Source organism: Terribacillus aidingensis (genome assembly GCF_040703035.1).
Lineage (GTDB): Bacteria > Bacillota > Bacilli > Bacillales > Amphibacillaceae > Terribacillus.
The window spans coordinates 1,135,627-1,154,343 of sequence record NZ_CP159996.1; the positions used below are offsets into that span (position 1 = coordinate 1,135,627).

15 protein-coding genes and 1 pseudogene are annotated in these 18,717 nt (G+C 41.0%); 13 read left to right on the forward strand and 3 right to left on the reverse strand.

Annotated features, from left to right (window positions below):
• Positions 1–100: 100 nt before the first annotated feature.
• From ABXS78_RS06170 to ABXS78_RS06205, 8 genes are all read left to right on the forward strand, one after another.
• Positions 101–2,293: an MMPL family transporter gene (locus ABXS78_RS06170; protein ID WP_366249364.1), complete on the forward strand. Its 2,193-nt coding sequence runs from the start codon at positions 101–103 to the stop codon at positions 2,291–2,293.
• A gap of 126 nt (positions 2,294–2,419) precedes the next feature.
• Positions 2,420–2,842 carry a MarR family transcriptional regulator gene (locus ABXS78_RS06175; RefSeq protein WP_366249365.1) on the forward strand — a complete coding sequence of 141 codons (423 nt, stop codon included), beginning with the start codon at positions 2,420–2,422 and terminating at the stop codon, positions 2,840–2,842.
• A 128-nt stretch (positions 2,843–2,970) separates the two neighbouring features.
• Positions 2,971–3,993: an NADH:flavin oxidoreductase/NADH oxidase gene (locus ABXS78_RS06180; protein WP_366249366.1), complete on the forward strand. Its 1,023-nt coding sequence runs from the start codon at positions 2,971–2,973 to the stop codon at positions 3,991–3,993.
• Positions 3,994–4,139: 146 nt separating this feature from the next.
• On the forward strand, positions 4,140–4,973 hold the full coding sequence (locus ABXS78_RS06185) for a glycerophosphodiester phosphodiesterase family protein (RefSeq protein WP_366249367.1): 834 nt from the start codon (positions 4,140–4,142) through the stop codon (positions 4,971–4,973).
• A 594-nt stretch (positions 4,974–5,567) separates the two neighbouring features.
• On the forward strand, positions 5,568–6,116 hold the full coding sequence (locus ABXS78_RS06190) for an SAM-dependent methyltransferase (RefSeq protein ID WP_366249368.1): 549 nt from the start codon (positions 5,568–5,570) through the stop codon (positions 6,114–6,116).
• 51 nt (positions 6,117–6,167) lie between these two features.
• Entirely contained in the window at positions 6,168–6,662 is a 495-nt protein-coding gene (locus ABXS78_RS06195; protein ID WP_366249885.1) for a DUF402 domain-containing protein, read from the forward strand.
• A gap of 95 nt (positions 6,663–6,757) precedes the next feature.
• Positions 6,758–7,984: a Zn-dependent hydrolase gene (locus tag ABXS78_RS06200; RefSeq protein ID WP_366249369.1), complete on the forward strand. Its 1,227-nt coding sequence runs from the start codon at positions 6,758–6,760 to the stop codon at positions 7,982–7,984.
• A gap of 70 nt (positions 7,985–8,054) precedes the next feature.
• The gene (locus ABXS78_RS06205) at positions 8,055–8,489 is read left to right on the forward strand and encodes an NUDIX domain-containing protein (RefSeq protein ID WP_366249370.1); all 435 of its coding nucleotides are present in this window, start codon (positions 8,055–8,057) and stop codon (positions 8,487–8,489) included.
• Positions 8,490–8,610: 121 nt separating this feature from the next.
• Here the strand turns inward: ABXS78_RS06205 and ABXS78_RS06210 are convergent, their stop codons facing one another.
• Positions 8,611–9,741 (reverse strand): PrpF domain-containing protein, encoded by a 1,131-nt coding sequence (locus ABXS78_RS06210; RefSeq protein WP_366249371.1) that lies wholly within the window; start codon positions 9,739–9,741, stop codon positions 8,611–8,613.
• A 137-nt stretch (positions 9,742–9,878) separates the two neighbouring features.
• Between ABXS78_RS06210 and ABXS78_RS06215 the strand changes: the two genes are divergently transcribed.
• Both ABXS78_RS06215 and ABXS78_RS06220 read left to right on the forward strand, forming a co-directional pair.
• Positions 9,879–10,748: a LysR family transcriptional regulator gene (locus ABXS78_RS06215; protein WP_366249372.1), complete on the forward strand. Its 870-nt coding sequence runs from the start codon at positions 9,879–9,881 to the stop codon at positions 10,746–10,748.
• Positions 10,749–10,868: 120 nt separating this feature from the next.
• The gene (locus ABXS78_RS06220) at positions 10,869–12,176 is read left to right on the forward strand and encodes a citrate:proton symporter (RefSeq protein WP_366249373.1); all 1,308 of its coding nucleotides are present in this window, start codon (positions 10,869–10,871) and stop codon (positions 12,174–12,176) included.
• A gap of 158 nt (positions 12,177–12,334) precedes the next feature.
• Here the strand turns inward: ABXS78_RS06220 and ABXS78_RS06225 are convergent, their stop codons facing one another.
• Both ABXS78_RS06225 and ABXS78_RS06230 read right to left on the reverse strand, forming a co-directional pair.
• Entirely contained in the window at positions 12,335–12,613 is a 279-nt protein-coding gene (locus ABXS78_RS06225) for an aldo/keto reductase (protein WP_366249374.1), read from the reverse strand.
• Positions 12,614–12,714: 101 nt separating this feature from the next.
• Positions 12,715–13,261, reverse strand: a pseudogene (locus ABXS78_RS06230) (aldo/keto reductase).
• 616 nt (positions 13,262–13,877) lie between these two features.
• Here ABXS78_RS06230 and ABXS78_RS06235 point away from each other — a divergent pair.
• The 3 genes from ABXS78_RS06235 to ABXS78_RS06245 all read left to right on the forward strand — a co-directional run bounded on the left by ABXS78_RS06235 (position 13,878) and on the right by ABXS78_RS06245 (position 18,671).
• Positions 13,878–15,359: a response regulator transcription factor gene (locus tag ABXS78_RS06235; protein ID WP_366249375.1), complete on the forward strand. Its 1,482-nt coding sequence runs from the start codon at positions 13,878–13,880 to the stop codon at positions 15,357–15,359.
• Positions 15,360–15,372: 13 nt separating this feature from the next.
• Positions 15,373–17,139, forward strand: a complete 1,767-nt coding sequence (locus ABXS78_RS06240; protein WP_366249376.1) for a histidine kinase — start codon at positions 15,373–15,375, stop codon at positions 17,137–17,139.
• Between the two features lie 257 nt (positions 17,140–17,396).
• Positions 17,397–18,671: an extracellular solute-binding protein gene (locus ABXS78_RS06245; RefSeq protein ID WP_366249377.1), complete on the forward strand. Its 1,275-nt coding sequence runs from the start codon at positions 17,397–17,399 to the stop codon at positions 18,669–18,671.
• Positions 18,672–18,717 lie beyond the last annotated feature (46 nt).

Below are 18,717 nucleotides of genomic sequence, written 5' to 3' on the forward strand. Positions count from 1 at the left end.
ATAAAAACGTACTGCCCAAACGTACGTTTTTTTTATTTGCGCTTCCTTTAATATGAATGGAGTAAGATATTCAGGTTCTAAAATGAGAAGGGAGATTTTTATGTCAACATTGTTATATAGATTAGGAAAATGGAGTGCATTGCATAAAAAGACGGTTCTTGTAGGATGGGTTGCCTTCATTGCCATCATCTTTATGTCTGCATTTCTTTTAAAACCGTCTTTCTCAGGGGATATGAGTATACCGGGAACACCGTCTGAGGAAGCAAATGCTTTATTGCAGGATGAATTCCCAAGTGGATCGGATACTGGTTCGCTAAGGATTGTGTTTGGTGCAGAGGGTAACGAGAGTTTAACATCTGAACCTTCACAGCAAACAATCAGCGACGTGCTTGATAAGATAATGGAAGATGACGAAGTAGCATCTGCAGCAAATCCATTTGAAGCACAGACTGTAAGTGCAGATGGAAGTGTTGCTTATGCTGATATCACATATAAAGAAGCTGCTGCCGATGTTCCGGAATCTTCGTTGGAACATGCTGAAAAAAGTATTGAAATTGCCGAGAACGAAGGAATACAAGTTGCAATGAAAGGCGATATCATACCGTCTGAAGTAGAAATCGGAGGAATCTCCGAGGTGATTGGTATCGTAATGGCCTTCATTGTATTAAGCATCACCTTTGCATCGTTTGTCATAGCTGGATTACCGATATTAAACGCATTACTTGGTTTGGTTGCCAGCATTGGTGTAACGCTGATTGGTGCAAGTATGTTCGACATTACATCATTTAGTTTGTCTCTCTCCGTTATGATCGGCTTGGCTGTTGGAATAGATTATGCGCTGTTCATCTTTTCTAAACATAGGCAGCAGGTAAGGGAAGGTATCGAGGTTAACGAATCCATCGCAAGGGCTAACGGAACGGCAGGGGGAGCAGTAATATTCGCAGGTCTGACAGTCATTGTTGCCTTATGCGGTTTGACTGTAGTAGGTATTCCGTTCCTTGCAGCAATGGGGATTACAGCTGCAATAAGTGTCCTTTTCGCAGTACTAGTGTCCATTACTGCTGGTCCCGCTGTATTGGCTTTCGTAGGCAGAAAAATAGAGAAGAAGAATCGTCTGTTAAGTAAATCAGCTAAAATTCAAAAAGGACAAACTGACTCGAACGCCTGGGGACGATTCGTTACAAAGCAGCCTCTAATAGTCGCGATTCTCAGCATCGTGATTTTGGTTATAATCAGCATCCCGGCTTCCGATATGCGGTTGGGTTTGCCTGATGATGGAATGAAAGCAAAAGACGATCAGGCACGGCAAGCCTACGATTTATTGGCAGATGGATTCGGTGAAGGTTTTAACGGACCTTTGGCTGTTTTGGTTGACGCTTCCGAAACAAGCGGTGACCAGACAGTACAGTTCCAAAGAGCAACAGAAGAGATTGGTAAATTGGATAATGTAAGCCAAGTAACTCCAGCTATGCCTAACGAAAGCGGAAAGTATGCAATCGTTAATGTATTACCGGAAACAGGTCCAAATGATAGTGGCACAGCAGACCTAGTTCACGATATAAGAAAGCTTTCTTTAAATGATGGTGGAGAGCATATCGAGTTACGAGTTACTGGTCTGACTGCAATCAATATTGATATTGCTGAAAAGTTGAATGATGCAATACCTATTTTTGCTGTGATTATTGTAGGATTTGCATTTATTTTGCTAATGATCGTATTCCGTTCCTTATTAGTACCGCTTACCGCAGTAGCTGGATTCCTGCTTACTATGACTGCGACATTAGGTTTTTCCGTATTCATTTTGCAGGATGGATATTTGAATAGCTTGCTAGGTATTCCGCAAGAGGGGCCAATCCTGGCATTCCTGCCAATTCTGGTTATAGGTATTTTGTTTGGTTTAGCAATGGATTATCAAGTATTCCTTGTTAGCCGCATGCACGAAGAATATACAATCACTAAGGATCCGGTCAGATCCATTTTAGCAGGTCTAAAGTATAGTGGCCCTGTCGTAACAGCTGCAGGTTTGATCATGATCTTTGTATTTGCTGGATTTATCTTTGCGGGAGATTCGATGATCAAGTCAATGGGACTAGCTCTGACATTCGGTGTGTTGTTCGATGCCTTCATCGTTCGCTTGGCACTTATTCCAGCAATAATGAAGCTGATGGGACATGCTACTTGGTACCTGCCTAAATGGCTCGATAAGATAATTCCTAATGTAGATATTGAAGGACATAAGTTGTCTGAAAAACTAAGTGAACAAAATAAAAAGGAATCTGAACGAATTAAGTAATATTTTGCTAAACAGACCATGTAGCTTTACATGGTCTGTTTTCTTATAAAATAAATTTGAGCTGCCTCTTCAATTCCAGTATAGTAACATGTATAGCATTCGAGATTAGAATAGGTGGAATATCGTATGAATACACCCCATGAATTCATGGATGACTGGCTGGCTCTGGATAATTTACAAATGAAAATAAAGAAGGAATTGGAAACAGTTCTTCAAAAAGAATACAGTTTATCAATTAGAGAGTTTTATGTATTGTACTATCTATCCAAAGCTCCAGAAAAAAAACTCCGTTTGCAGCAACTGCAGGAATTAATCGGGTTGAGTCAAAGTGCTCTGTCCAGGCTGGTCGGGAATATGGAAGCCGATAGCTGCGGTGCATTGCAAAAACATGTGTGTACAGATGACCGCAGAGGTACATATACGCAGATGACAGAGTTAGGGGAGAACAAACTGCAGCGTGGTCTTCAAACGTTTCATGAAGTCATAAGTACTAACTTTGCTCAAGTTGATTCAGAGCGGATATTAAAGCAATTGCTGGATAAATTATAAGATGTAGATAATCAAAGTACCTGAAAAGGTACTTTTTTTATATGCCTTTCATTTGACAGGGTAATTTTAAAACGATAAATTAAATGCATGTGTTATGCATATAATTCGTTTGCTAAGGAGTTTTCAACATGCAAAATTTGTTCAGTACTTATAAAATAAAAAATCTAGAACTGAAAAACAGAGTAGTTATGCCGCCGATGTGCCAGTATTCTGTAGAAAAGAAAGATGGTATAGCGAATGACTGGCATTACATGCACTATGTCAGCAGAGCGGTTGGCGGTGCAGGATTCATCATCGTCGAAATGACGGATGTAGAGCCGGATGGGAGAATCACGGATTATGATTTAGGTTTATGGTCTGATGAACAAGTACCCGCTCTTGCAAAGATTGTAGAGGCAGTACATAGCCATGGAGCAAAAATCGGTATCCAGATTGCTCATGCCGGACGCAAAGCAGAAGATGCGCCTGAACCAGTGGCACCCTCTGCTATACCATTTGATGAGAATTCCAAAACACCTAGAGCCCTTACAACAGAAGAAGTAAAGAGTATGGTCGAGAAATTCCGCTCAGCTGTAAGACGTGCAGTTCAGGCTGGTTTCGATGCGATCGAAATTCATGGTGCACACGGTTACCTTATTCACCAATTCCATTCACCATTAACGAATAAGCGTGATGATGAATATGGACAGGATTTGACTAAATTCGGTCGTGAAGTTATAGAAGCAGCTAAAGCAGAAATGCCAGCTGATATGCCTTTGATTATGCGAATTTCCGCAAGAGAATATGTGGAAGGCGGCTATGGCATCGAGGACAGTATCGAATTCTCCAAAGCATACAAAGATGCGGGTGCAGACGTGTTTGACGTTTCTTCCGGTGGCGAAGGTCAGATTGCTGCCTGGGGAAGACCAGGCACACATGCTGCTTACCAGGTACCATTAGCACGTCAAATCAAAGAAGCACTGCAAGTTCCAGTTATGGCTGTTGGCAGACTTGATGATCCAATCCTAGCTAATGCTGTTATTGGAAATGAAGAAGCAGATCTTGTACAAGTTGGAAGAGGCATGCTAAGAAATCCTTATTGGACATTGGAAGCTGCTAAGCAGTTGAGAAAAGAGAATATTGTACCAAAACAGTATGAAGCTGGATTCTGATTTAATAAAATAAGCCCCCTATATTTAGGGGCTTATTTTATATTAGATAATGAATTTTAATACGTGTAATAAGCTAATAAATAATCTTTAAGAACAGGCAATGATATATTGTAATATTTTACTTGTTATGGTAGTTTAGTAAAGTTATGAATAAATCATCTATTTTTTACTTATTTTTATCCATGTTATTTATTCTTTCCTCATGTACACCTGCTGTTAAACAAGAAGGAGAGAATAATAGTATACCTACATATAAACCATTAATCATCGCACACAGAGGGGCTTCAGAATTGGAGCCTGAGCATACTTTTTTATCTTATGACCGAGCGGAGAAAGACGGAGCGGATTATATTGAAATCGACTTGCGTCAGACTGAAGATGGGGAGCTGGTAGCAATCCATGATGAAGACGTGGATCGCATAACAGATGGTTCTGAAAGGGTTGAGAATCTAACATTAGAAGAGCTGAAACACCTTCATGTCGATAAAAAGCAGGAGATCCTAACACTTCAGGAGATTGTAGAACATTACGGTGATTCGGTCCATTATTATATTGAAACGAGAACAGATAGCGACGGTAATATAGGAATGGAGGAACAGTTGGTCTCTATTCTGAATAGCAAGGATCTTATTAAAAAGAAAAGAGTTATCATCGAGTCATTTTCAGAAGAAAGCATGAAGAAGATCCACGAACTTAACAACGATATTCCTTTTGTTAGATTATTGCGTAAAGCAGAAGTTCAAGAACTTGATGGTGCTACCATGCAGCATATTAAAAATTATGCAATAGGCGTAGGAATATATGCGGGTAGTGTGGATGCTGAGTTGGTTAGGCAGATACATGATTATAATCTTCAGCTCCATGTTTATTACTATGACGATGAGAAAAAATTGACTGATAAAATGTTAGATTTGAAAGTCGACGGTGTATTTACAAATAATCCAGATTACGCAATATCAGAAGTGGGTTCATTAAACTAATGAGCCTGCTTTTTTTATATAACAGAAACATAATCTGAAATGGGAATCTTAATGAGTTTACTTCATCAGTTCCAATCTTTAGCCATAATGATAAAGTTATAAGAATTTCCTCTAATTGTATCTTCAAATTCTCCTCTCTTCATAAATCCTTCTTTTTCGTATGTCCTAATAGCTCTGCTACAGCTAATTCTAGATGGTCATACTTAAACAGCTGTCTACCTTATTCAATGATCGCTTTGGAGTATTTTGAGCCATGGCCTTGGCCAGTCTGTGAAGGCTTCATTTGCAGTCCAACTACTAGAATTTCAATATCATTCTTGTACATTATAAAACTCGCAATTCCCAGCTAAAATTTTGCTGTATATTGTTGTCGTAAAAAGAATAAATGCCATCGTAAGTCCATGTAATGAACTCATTGATATCCTCATTTGTTCGTTTTCAAATGAATTCCATATAAACACCCCATTTTTTGGATGCATTTACTATAGTGTACGAGCTTCTCCTATCTCAATTAAATCTATGATAGACTAATTTTATCAAGTATTACCAATATTGGAATTACTATATTATCCTTTATAGAAAGGTGCAGTGTTTATGAATGAGGTAAGAGTTGTTATTGGCGCAGGCCCATACATGAATAACCCTGATTGGCTGCACACACAAGAAGAAGAACTGAATGTATTGGATGAAAAAACATGGCGAACCAGGTTCTGTGAAGGTTCTATAAAAGCCATTTTAGCGGAGCATGTATGGGAACATCTCACTTATGAAGAAGGTTTAGAGGCAGCAAAGATTTGCTTGCGTTATCTGCAGCCTTCTGGTTATATTCGCTGTGCCGTTCCCGATGGCTATTTTCCAGATGATACTTACCAAGATATTGTGAAGGTTGGAGGCCCAGGGCCAGAAGACCATCCGGCTGCCAGTCATAAAATAGTGTATAACTATAAGTTGTTTACAGAGTTGTTCCAAGCTGCCGGATTTAAAGTTAAATTGCTAGAGTATTGTGATGAAGAGGGAAACTTTCATCAAAATACTTGGGATGGAGCTGGTGGAGTCATCTTTCGATCCAAGAAGTATGACCTTAGAAACCAAGGAGAAAAAATAGTTTTTCCTTCACTTATAATAGATGCAATAAAGTTGTGACCAAGGTATCTACTTTAAATAGACGGGGAGAAGGTGAACAAAGTGATACATATGAAATCTATGAAATATCCCGACATTCCGCACTATGAATGGAAAGGTCGTTTATTGAGAAAAACGCCGGAGTATGTGGTGGTTCTTTGTGAAAGTGGCAGAGAGTTAAAACACCATACGAAAAATACAACCTTTACAATAGATGTAACTTCGTTGGAGTACTTCTTCTTTAAAGAAGGCTACACAGTTGCCATGGAGATTGAAGAAGGTAAAATACTCTCGTATTACTGCAATATTGCAATGCCTTCTGCGCTTAATGACAATCAGCTTAGTTTTGTTGATTTAGATTTGGATGTAGTGAAAAGAAGAAATGAAGACTGGATGGTTGTAGATGAAGATGAATTTGAGGTTAACAGTGTAAAGTATGGTTATCCCGCTGAGTTAAAGGAATATGCTTTAAGGTCATTGTATTTATTACAGAATAAAATAAGTGATAATTTGTTTCCTTTTGATGAGAATGATTTGGAGTTGGTAAGAAAATATAGCATGGGTTAATGACTATAATTAGTCTTATAAGCTCTGAGGTGCATAATCAAGGAGAAACGTAAAAATAAGTAAGGTAACATACAGAATTAGATTGGAGGTAAGCTATGGATTTAAAACGCTTAGAGAAGACATTGCATGAAATGAATCAGTTTGGTCGTTCGAAAGAGGGAGTAACGCGCTTAGCATATTCTAAAGAAGAGCGACAAGCAGCCGAACATTTTAGCAACCTTTGCAGAAAAGAAGGCATGGATGTTCGGATTGATACTTGTGGAAATGTGATAGCACGCAGGGAAGGCAGTAACCCTGATCTTCCTGTCGTAGCATGCGGTTCCCATTTAGATACAGTAATCCATGGTGGAAATTACGATGGAACATTAGGCGTTATAGCAGCCCTCGAGGTTATTCGCAGCTTAAATGATAAAGGTGTTAAAACAGAACACCCGATTGAGATCATTGCTTTTGCCTGTGAAGAATCGTCAAGATTCGGTGTTTCCACAATAGGCAGCAAGGCAACGGCAGGAATATTAGAATTGGAATCTTTATCTGAGCTTAGTGACAGCGAAGGGAAATTTATTCGCAATATATTTTCTGAATGTTCCCTTAATTTTAACGAGATAGATAAGAGTACCCGTCAGAAAGAGGAGTTTAAAGTATTTCTAGAAATGCACATTGAGCAAGGTCCTGTTTTAGAAAGACGACAAAAACAGATTGGTATAGTTACAGGAATTGCTGCTCCAACACGATTTGAAGTAAAAATTAAAGGGCAAGCATCTCACTCAGGAACGACACCAATGGATTATCGAAGGGATGCCTTCTTGAGTGCAGCCGAAATAGCCTTGCTGCTGGAGCAGGCCGCAAAAAGGGAAGCTGGTAACGGAACGGTGGCAACAGTGGGTGCATGTGAAGTTAAACCAGGATCAATGAATGTGATACCAGATCTGGCTACGATGAAAATTGAGATAAGGGGAACTTCTACTGATTCAAAGAATAGAGTAATTAAAAGCCTATTTACTGCGGTAAAACAAGTAGAGCAAAAGCGAAATGTTAGTATTGAGTACAGTAAGTTGAGTGATGAGCATCCTATCAATCTTGATAAAGAAGTAATAGATTCCCTGTCTCTTAGTTGTGAGCAAAAAGGATATACGTATACACATATGGCAAGTGGAGCAGGACATGATGCAATGAATATGGCATTGCTTTGTCCAACTGGGTTACTATTTGTACCTTCTAAAAATGGTTTAAGCCATCATCCTGATGAATACACAGAAATGGAGCAGATTGGTATAGGAGCTGATTTATTAGAAACGGCAATTATAAAGTTTGCAGGATAAATGTATAGTATCTCTTTATCTAGGTTATGTAATAATATGTTAAAAAGATAAAGTTATAGGGGGATTCTCAATGTTTATAGTCAATGTAGAAGGTGCCATTCACCGTGATGGAAAATGGCTTATGATCACAAGAAGTGAAAAGGAAGAGCATGCAGCAGGATGCCTTTCTATGGTTGGCGGTAAGTGTGATTTGGAAGGCGTATCTTCTGATATTTTGGAAAGGACACTGAAGCGGGAGATTTTTGAAGAGGTAGGTATCGAAGTGGAGAACTTAACTTATATTAACAGCTCTTCATTTGTAACGGATAAGGGTACGCATGTTATTGATATCGTTTTTCTTTGTCAGGGTATAGCTGGTGAACCTTATGCAAAGAGCGTGGAAGAAGTAGGTGAAGTGATGTGGCTGACGACGGAGGATATATTGGTACATAAAAATGCGCCTTCCTACTTAAAAGAGAATATTACACTAGCTGCTAACAAGCTCACCTTTGTAAAAGAAGTCTGAGTATAAAGGATTCTTGAATTGAAATAACTTCATTAGTTTCATTCAAAGAAGGTAACTTACACTAACATAGGACTTTTTAGTGATCAAGATAAATTAAAAAGCTGTCACTATCGACAGCTTTTTAATTCTCTGCAGCAAATACTTCTTTTAAATTATAGTTCTTCTTTACATATGCAGTGCCTTCGAGGATTCTTCTGGCTGTACGTATTACTTTTATTTCTGACAAGCTGCTGTATGCTGTTTCAGTAATGCCGGAAGGATGGGCAATACGTAAGTTTCCTGCTGTTTTTCGAGCAAGCTTATGCGGCAAAGTTCCAGGAATAGCACATGCAGCAGTTGTGCAGATTGCACCAGTTATTGCAAGTGCTTCATGAGGTCTTTGCATCGATAGCATGCGCACATGGATATCCATATCTTCAGTCGAGTACTTATTCTCGTTCATATCAGTAAACGCTTGTGCTTTTCCGATCAATGTGAGTTTTGGTACTGCCGGAGAAAGCTTAGTGGCATTTTCTCTAGTGGTAAATCCGCAGAGTTCAGCTGCAGCAGCACGCAATTCCTCGCATCGCTGCAGGTCTGCTTCTGAGAATGCAGCTGGCAGAATGGTCTCTTGTAAGCCGAGGTCAGCAGCTTCTACAAAAACTAAAGGATTGGCAGCATCAACAATAGAACAGCGAACGCTGCCAAAGCTCGTCTCAAGTACATCGGTAACATTTCCGGTAGGTAACAACTCGCCAGTCACGGATCCCTCTGCATGGCAAAATGTCAAAACAATCTCCGACCCATAACCAGGTACTCCAGGTATGGCTGTCGAACCTGTGGTTTGGACGTCACCATCCTTAACTGCTACTTCGGCAATAATCAATTTTTGGGTATTCGTATTCCAAATTCTTACGGTCGTAATCGGCTCTGTGACAGGGACAAGTCCTTCCTGAATTGCAAATGGACCTACAGCAGAAGAAATATTGCCGCAGTTTCCTTTCATATCGACTGTTTCATCTGTAATACTCACTTGTGCAAAAGTATAGTAGACATCAAAGTCTTTATCGGTCTCAGCTTTTCGAATGATGGCAGCTTTGCTCGTTAGGGAATTGGCACCCCCCAATCCATCGATTTGCCGTTTGTCTGGGCTTCCCATCAGATCAAGAAGGAATGGTGTCCAGTCTTCCGTTTCTGCAGGCATGTCTGTTTCATGTAGGAAAACAGCTTTACTTGTGCCGCCGCGCATGTAGACGATACGGATTTTTTCCATCAGCTCACGTCCTTTTTAGGATGAAGTGGTTTATACTGACAGCATAGTCTCGATCGTTAATAAAATAAAATACAATTATTTTTGGCTTAGCTAAAAATATTTTTATAACTATGAGTAATTACCTAGGAGGGTGAGCAATGGATGAAAAGGATTGGCTATTATTAAAGCTATTAGGTGAAGAAAAGAGTGTCACAAAAGCTGCTGAGAGATTATTCACATCTCAGCCCTCTTTGACATACCGCATTCAAAAGATTGAGGAGAGTTTTAACGTAAAGCTGTTTACAAAGCGGAATAGGGGAATCACCCTGACAGTAGAAGGGGAGTACCTTACAGATTATGCTGTCGAGATGCTGCGAAAGCTCAAAGAAACAAAGGATGCGATTGCTAATCTAGGTAAGGATGTGCAAGGCACGCTGCGTTTAGCAGTTTCTAGTAATTTCGCTCAATATAAACTGCCGGGCTTGCTGACAAAGTTCTCTTCCATTTATCCGAATGTCCAATACAATGTACAGACTGGCTGGAGTACGAGGGTGATGAAGTTACTGGATGAAGGGGATGTACATTTAGGCATTTTGCGTGGAAATCATCGCTGGCAAGGAGTAAAGGAAATACTGACGAGGGAACAATTGTACGTCATTTCAAAACAGCAGATCAGCATAGGTCAGCTGCCTTTACTTCCTTTTATTAAATACAATACAGACACATCGTTGAAAACAATTATAGATGGATGGATACATGAACATCTGCAGCATGCACCGCTCACAGCAATGGAGGTGGATAGACAGGAAACGTGTAAAGAAATGGTGAAACATGGCTTAGGTTATTCGATAGTACCTGAAATTTGCCTGCGTGAATCCGATCAGCTTTACCGTATTGGTCTGACGAATGAAAAGGGAGAGCCTTTGCTTCGTGAAACATGGTTAATGTATGACCCGAAATCACTTGATCTGCAAGTGGTAAAAGCATTCATCGGCTTTTTGAAACAGGAACAGCATGTAACAATATAAAAAATACTTATGAGTTTTGCAAAAATACTTATATTTAACTTATCTCCCGCTATGTAATATGCTAAGTCAAATGCTTCTTGCACAAGTAAATGAAAGCGTATTCAAAGAGAGGGGATAACCATGCTGACGATATTAGGTTTTTCTATGATGATTGTATTTACTGTTCTGATTATGTCTAAAAAGCTTTCTCCCATTGTTGCTTTGACGTTAACACCGATTTTCTTTGCTTTAATTGGAGGATTTGGAGGAAGCCTTGGAGATATGATTTTGGATGGACTGCAAACTGTTGCGAGTTCGGCAGCCTTGCTGTTATTCGCTATCTTGTTTTTCGGAATCCTTATTGATGCCGGGCTATTTGATCCATTAATTAAGAAAATACTAGTACTAGTAAAGGGTGATCCTGTAAAAATTGCGATTGGATCAGCTGTACTGGCAATGCTGATTGCATTGGACGGTGATGGAACCACTACTTACATGATCACGGTTTCCGCAATGCTTCCTTTGTATAAACGGATTGGTATGAATCCGCTTGTTATGGCAACAGTCGCGATGCTGGCCTTGAGTATCATCAGTGGTATGACTCCTTGGGGAGGTCCTGCAACCAGAGCAATCGCGGTACTGGGGCTCGATCTTTCGGAATTCTTTGTCCCGCTTCTGCCCACTATGCTTGGAGGTATGATTTTCGTAGTCTTTACTGCTTTTATGCTCGGTCTTAAGGAACGGAAACGTATAGGAGTGACGGAAATAAAATCCGGTAACTATGAGTCAGAACCATATATGGCTGCAGCTTTGGAAGGGGACTTACTGAAGCGGCCAAAGCTTCGCTGGATAAATTTATTCCTTGTCATAGCTATCTTGGTATTGCTGGTAATGGGAATTATGCATCCGGCAGTACTCTTCCTCATAGGTTTTGTGTTGGCTCTATCTATCAATTACCCTAATATCCAAATACAAAAAGAGCGTATTGCGGAACATGCAAGCAATGCAATCACAGTTGTTTTGCTTGTCTTTGCTGCAGGTGTTTTCGCTGGCATATTGTCCGGAACAGAAATGGTCAATGCAATTGCAGGTTCGATTGTCGCATTCGTTCCGCCGTCCATGGGTGAACTTTTCCCGGTAGTTGTAGCTATCACAAGTCTTCCATTGACCTTTGTTCTTTCAAATGATGCGTATTACTTCGGTATGGTACCTATATTCGCTGAAGCTGCATCTGCTTATGGTGTTGATCCTATTGAAATCGCCAGGGCTTCCATTTTAGGGCAGCCGGTACATCTAATGAGCCCGCTTGTAGCTTCTACGATATTGCTTGTCAGTATGTTGAAAATCGATCTTGGTGCATTTCAGCGATATGCAGTTAAATGGGCTGTTTTGACTTCATTATTCATTATTCTCGTAGCGATAGTAACAGGTGCCATTACATTCCGATGATTTCAAGATTCTGTTTGGCCATGACTAAAAAGTGGAACAAGTACTGGCTTCTAATGAAAGTTCTTATATGACAGGACAGACGATCCATATAAATGGAGGACAGTGGACTTCCTCCTAAATGAAAGAAGCACCAGCCCAAAGGGCTGGTGCTTCTTTTTTTATGCGTGGACTTTCGATCTTTCTGAGGGTGCATAGGCATCCAGATAGTTGCTGCTCCAGTCATTGATATGCAGCTTCAGGATCTGGTCGATGGCAAGCAGGTTTTCCTTGCTGAGAGACAAGTCCTCAACACCTGTCACTTCATCTAGTTGATCTGGCGAATAAGCACCCCAAATGGCTACATCCACTCCGTCTTGTTCCAGTACCCAACGCATCGCTAATTGAGCGATTGTCTTATCGCGGTTGGCTGCGAAGTTCTTCAATTGCTCGACCGCCATCTGCCGCTTTCGAATAGTGGGTGAGAAGAGCGGAAATCCTCCTCTGAGAATGTAGTCGATTTCGTCAGTGCCCCTGCAAGCAAGCCATATGCCATTGGTCCCTAGGCTAAGCCGCCAATATCATGTCGTTTAGCGTAATCAAACCATTCCCATAGACCGCGCTGCAGCATGTTAAACTGATTTTGTGTGACATGTAGTGGTGCTCCTCGCTGAAAAGCTTCCATTTCCTGTGGCGTGAAATTACTGACTCCGATAGCTCGAATCTTACCCTTTTTGTATAGGTTGTGCATCACTCCAGCGAGCTCTTCCATAGGAATTTCATGGTCTGGCCAGTGCACTTGATAAATCCAGATAATCCGTTCCTAAACGCTTTAATGTTAAATCAAGTTCCTTTTCCACATTCTCCGGGCGCATATCCCGGAACAATTGTGTATCCTCTGTCCAATTGACGCCGGGTTTTCCGGCTAGGATTAGTTTGTCACGAGGGGTACTGGATTCCTGCAATGCTTTGCCGATGAATTCCTCTGACTTCCCTAGTCCATAATCAGGTGCGGTATCGATAAAGTTGATGCCCTGGTCAAGTGCGGCATGGACATTACGTTTGGCACTGACCTCATCTGGCTCATGCTGCCACCTATAGCCACCCATGGCCCATGTTCCTAAAGCAATATGTGTTACTTCCAGATAACTTTTTCCAAGTCTGACTTTCTTCAAGCTGCTTCATCCTTTCCTCATGTGCATCTGCTTTTGGGGATTGTGTTCACGTCTGGTAGAAAACAAAACACATGAGAAAAGGCATTTACTTAGGTCCTAAACGCCGCATTAATGAGCGGATACCGAAGTAGAGTGTACTGCCAACTGCTAAAATAATAATTAAAAGCGTGATTGTATTCCCCATTCAAGTTCTCCTTTTAAGGCCCTATTTGAAATAAACGCAGAATGCCGCGACCGATCCAAGCGAGTAAGCGAAAAGGCAAAAACAGAAGTTCAGGTACCCAAAGCGGAATATCCATAATATCCCATTTGTGATTCGGATCAGCTTCCCTTTTTCGTTGTCTCCGTAGTTCCCGCAGTGTCAAAAGTCATCTCTCCTTTTGGCAAAATTAGGTTATCTTCATCTTATCATAATTTACTGACAAAACTTGTAATTTTTATTACAGTCCATTGAACGCACCTTGACAAAAACCTATATCCGTCACACTATAAAAGAAAGCGCTTTCCAAACAGGGGCAAGCAGCAGCCTGATAAAGGGGTGTCATGCATTTTGGATACAAAGGAATTGTGCAGGACGTTAATTGTCGATGATGAAATTCTTATCCGACAAGGCATCAAACACTATTTGGATTGGGAGAAGGAAGGGTTCACAATAATTGGGGAGGCTTCAAATGGAAAAGAAGCATTGGAACTGATTGAAACGCTGAACCCGCATATTGTTATCACGGATGTCGTCATGCCGATTATGGACGGCGAAGCTTTGACGAGGATGGTAAATGAAAAATACCCGAATATCGGACTGATTGTTCTGAGCAGCTTCAGTGAATTCGATTATGTACGAAGTGCTTTTCAGAACGGAGTTATCGATTATATTCTCAAACCAAAGCTGAATGCAGAAGTGCTGCTGAAGACTTTGCGCCTTGCAGCAGGACAACTGAAAGGATTTCACCTTAGCAGTGAGGGAGAGCATAAGCAAACCTTAACGGAAAAATTGCGTATTCTCTATGAAGGAACTGATATCCGTATGGAAGAAGATGCTGCATATTTTCCGCATAAGCATTTTCAAGTAGTAAGCTATAGACTGGAAGCAAATAAGACAACGAAGCCGCTTCATGAATATATAGATAAGGAAGCGGGAGTCCTAACGTTGATCTTACAAACTTCAGATCTGCACATATACTTGTGGAACAGCGACCATACATTCAGTGAGGGTTTATTTGGGGAATTACCGAAATCAGGTGCTGTATGCAGTACAGAAGCTTTTGCTAATCTCTCGGAACTGAAAGGAAAGCAAAAGGAACTGGAAAAAGTCGAGAGTTATCGGTTTTTCTTTCCGGGGAAGTTTTATCTGTCGGAAGACATCCTGCCGCCACTGCCTGAGGAGAGACAGTTATTTCAATTGGATCGATTTATCGAAGAGTGCAAGCGGGAAAATTTTCAGGAAGCTTTTACTTATTTAGAGGAACATATCGGACAGATGGTTCTGGATTACCAACAGGATATTGGCGAATACAAAGCTTTTCTGAATAATATTATGTTCAATCTAATGGTGCTGCTTGGCAATATGGATTACCAGACAGAGGTGCTGGAGAAGAAGAAGTATTCGTATTTCCAACAAGTCGGCCAATCAGCGGATGTTTATACAGCTAATCAGACGGTTGAATCATTTTTAAAAGAAGTAAAGCGGATTGTGGAAACAGAGGAAGGACAGGGACATATGCGGAAACTGACGGATTATATCAAGGCGCATTATCATGAATCGTTATCATTATCTGATATTGCGAACCATTTCCATTTTAGTCCTTCTTATTTATCCAATTATTTTTCGACCCATAGCAAAGAGGGTTTCAGCGAGTACCTTAACCGTATCCGAATTGAGGCAGCTATTTCCTTGCTCAGACAAAACGATATACCTATTTCAAAAATCAGTGAGCAAGTCGGATTTTCAGATCACAGTTATTTTTGTCGTGTTTTCAAAAAGCAAACAGGCTATTCTCCTTCGCAATATCGGCGAAAACGGATGATGAGCTAAGGAGGGGAAGTTGATGAACTTGATCAAAGACCGTCTTCAGCCCAATGGTCTGTTTATGAAGATGTTCCTTATAACTGTTGCACTTATTATTTTAGTTGCTATTACCGTAACTCTTACGACAATCCGGATGGCTGAGCAGTTTTTCGTAGAAAAGTTCAGCATTACCAATTCGCAGATCATCGATCAGATTCAGTATGATTTTGAAGAATTGAATTACAGCATTGTGATGGCGGCTACCGATATCGGTCAGAGCAGCACAATCGAGGCTTATTTATCAGAGAAAGAGCCGGATAATGAGCGTATTATGAGTCTTTACCTTGTAATGAGCCAAATTGATCATCTGCGGGAACAGCTAGGTGATCAAAATGTGGAGATAGCAATTGCTGATCAAGATGCAATCTCATACAGGACGAACTTTACGTATTGGCCTGCAGCACCAACAGATATTCGTAATCATGACATTACGGAAACGATCACCAAGGAGCCGAACAAGCTGCTTTATTTTCAGGATTCAAGAGAAGCATCCGATAATTATGTCATTGCGGCGAAGGCACTGCTTGATCGGGAAACAGATCAATCATATGGCGCGGTTTACTTTCCGATTAAAGAGGGGCAGCTGCGTTCCTTTTACACAGACTACGTAAAGCCGGGGAATGATTTTTATGTACTGGATCAAAACGGCAAGGTGGTCTCAAGCAGTTTAACGAATGCCATCGGGCAATCGCTTCCTGAGCTTAGTCAGCAGGCAAAAAATATGCAAGCCGATGAAGAAACGTACCGGGAGGTCGAGTTTCAGGATACCAATCAAATTATGCTGGCAGAATATCTGCCTTATTTTGATATGTACCTAGTTAATATGGTGGACAAGCAGACCGCTGTCGGAAATCTGATTGATACAAAGCAAATTGCATTATTGCTAGCAGGTGTTGTCGTTCTTGCCCTGATCATTGTTTTCCTTGTTACGAAGCGGCTGACCAACTCCCTATCGAAGCTTGTTAAAGACATTGAAGCTGTACCAAAGAAAGGACTGAAGCGGCGGCTCGTGTATGAAGGTACATACGAAACAAATCAAATTGGCCTTGCTTTCAACAGCATGATGGATGAACTGCAAGTATATGTAGAGAAACTCATCGAAGCCCAAAAACAGCAGCGTCATGCGGAGCTGGCTGCATTGCAGCAGCAGATCAATCCCCACTTCCTTTATAATACGATGGCTTCCATCAAGTTCTTGGTCATGATGGGGGAAAGGGAAGAAGCTGAAAAAACGATTGATGCGTTCATCACGCTTTTGCAAAATACAATCGGCAATGTTGATGAGTCGGTTACCGTAGAGCTGGAACTGCAGAATTTAAAAAACTATGTGCTGATCAATCAGAAACGGTACGGGGATAGGATTCAGGTACAGTTTATGGTGTCACCGGATTGTTTGGACTATCTTATTCCAAAGCTGATATTGCAGCCATTTATCGAAAACTCATTTTTCCATGCTTTCAATAAAACAGCTGAAGGCACTATTACAGTGCTTGTATGGAAAGAAGCAGACGACCTTGTATGTGAAGTAGCCGATGATGGCGATGGAATGGCAGCATGTGCAGATTTGCCTAATACAAACCGCAATCGACAGCTGTTTTCCGGTATCGGTGTCAAAAATGTACATGAACGAATCCAGCTTCTGTATGGAACAGAATATGGTGTGTCCATCACGAGTGAGACAGGTCAGGGGACGAAAGTAAAATTAAGGCTGCCGGCAGTAAAAGAAGAAGAAAGAGACGTAATATGATGCAACTACTTGGCAGTCAGCATGGATGGAGTTAAACATATTTCAACTGTCGTAATGAAGAGGCGGTATCGGAGTAAAGTAAATTGCGATAGAAAATACAAATAACAAAAAATAATCCTAATCTCCATTATGTAAGCGTTATCAATATAGAGATTTAATCCAAGTATGACACAATAAATTCCTAACAGAAGATAGTAGACGCATGCTAAGATTTAATCATAAAGACAGCGCTTACAAAAAAGAGGGGGTAACATTTGATGAAAAAGTTTCTAGCACTTTTATTTGTTAGTTTGCTCGTTCTGTCTGCGTGTTCTTCGGGTTCCGGCTCGGAAGCGGATGCAGATACGAACGATATCAAAGTTTGGGCTTGGGACCCGAACTTCAATATAAAAGCAGCCGAGCTTGCGAAGACAGCTTATCAAAAGGAAAACAGTGAGCTCAATATTGAAGTTATCGAGTATGCACAGGATGACATCATCCAAAAGCTCAATACTAGTCTCAGCTCTGGGACAACAAAAGGCCTACCGAACGTCGTTTTAATTGAGGACTATCGTGCGCAAAGCTTCTTGCAGTCTTATCCGGATATGTTTTACGCGGTTGACGATGCAATCTCAATCGATGAATTTGCAAAGTACAAACAGCCGCCGACAAGCTTTGAAGGCAAGCAATATGGAGTTCCCTTCGATTCAGGTGTAGCTGGTTTGTATGTACGAACTGATTACTTGGAAGAAGCAGGATACAGCATCGATGACCTGCAGGACGCTGATTGGGAGAAAGTAATTGAAATTGGTAAAGCAGTGAAAGATGCTACAGGCAAGCAAATGATCACGCAGGATCCAAAAGATCTAGGTCTGTTGCGTATGATGATCCAGACAAGTGGTGCATGGTATTTGGAGGAAGATGGAGTAACTCCGAATATAGCTAATAATGATGCGCTGAAAGAAGCATTCCGTCTGTATAAGGAAATGATCGATGCAGACTTGGTGAAACCTCATGCAGACTGGAGCCAGTACATTGCCACAATCAATAATGGAGACATTTCCATGCTGCCAAGTGGTAACTGGATCACACCTTCTGTTAAAGCGGAGGCATCTCAGTCAGGTAAGTGGGCAGTAGCACCATTCCCGAAACTTCCTGGCATGGAATCAGTGAATGCATCCAACTTGGGCGGTAGCTCCTGGTATGTATTGAACATCCCTGGTAAAGAAAAAGCAGCTGAATTCTTAGGCAAGACATTCGGTGCCGACGGTGATTTCCATCAGCAGTTCGTTGAAGAAGTAGGCGGTGTTGGAACCTATCAGCCTGCAGCTGAAGGAGAAGCTTACCAAGCAGAAGATGAATTCTTTGGCGGTCAGAAGATAATGTCTGATTTCGCAGCTTGGACAGAAGAAATTCCACAGGTCAATTACGGTCTTCATACGTATGTGATCGAGGACATCCTTGCGAATGAAATCCAGAAATATTTGCAGGGCGAAGATTTAGATACGGTTATGGAAAACGCACAATCGCTGGCAGAACAGCAAGCGAAGTAAACCAAGTGCCCTGGGACGCCGCGAACAAAAGCTGCCTCCCGGGGCT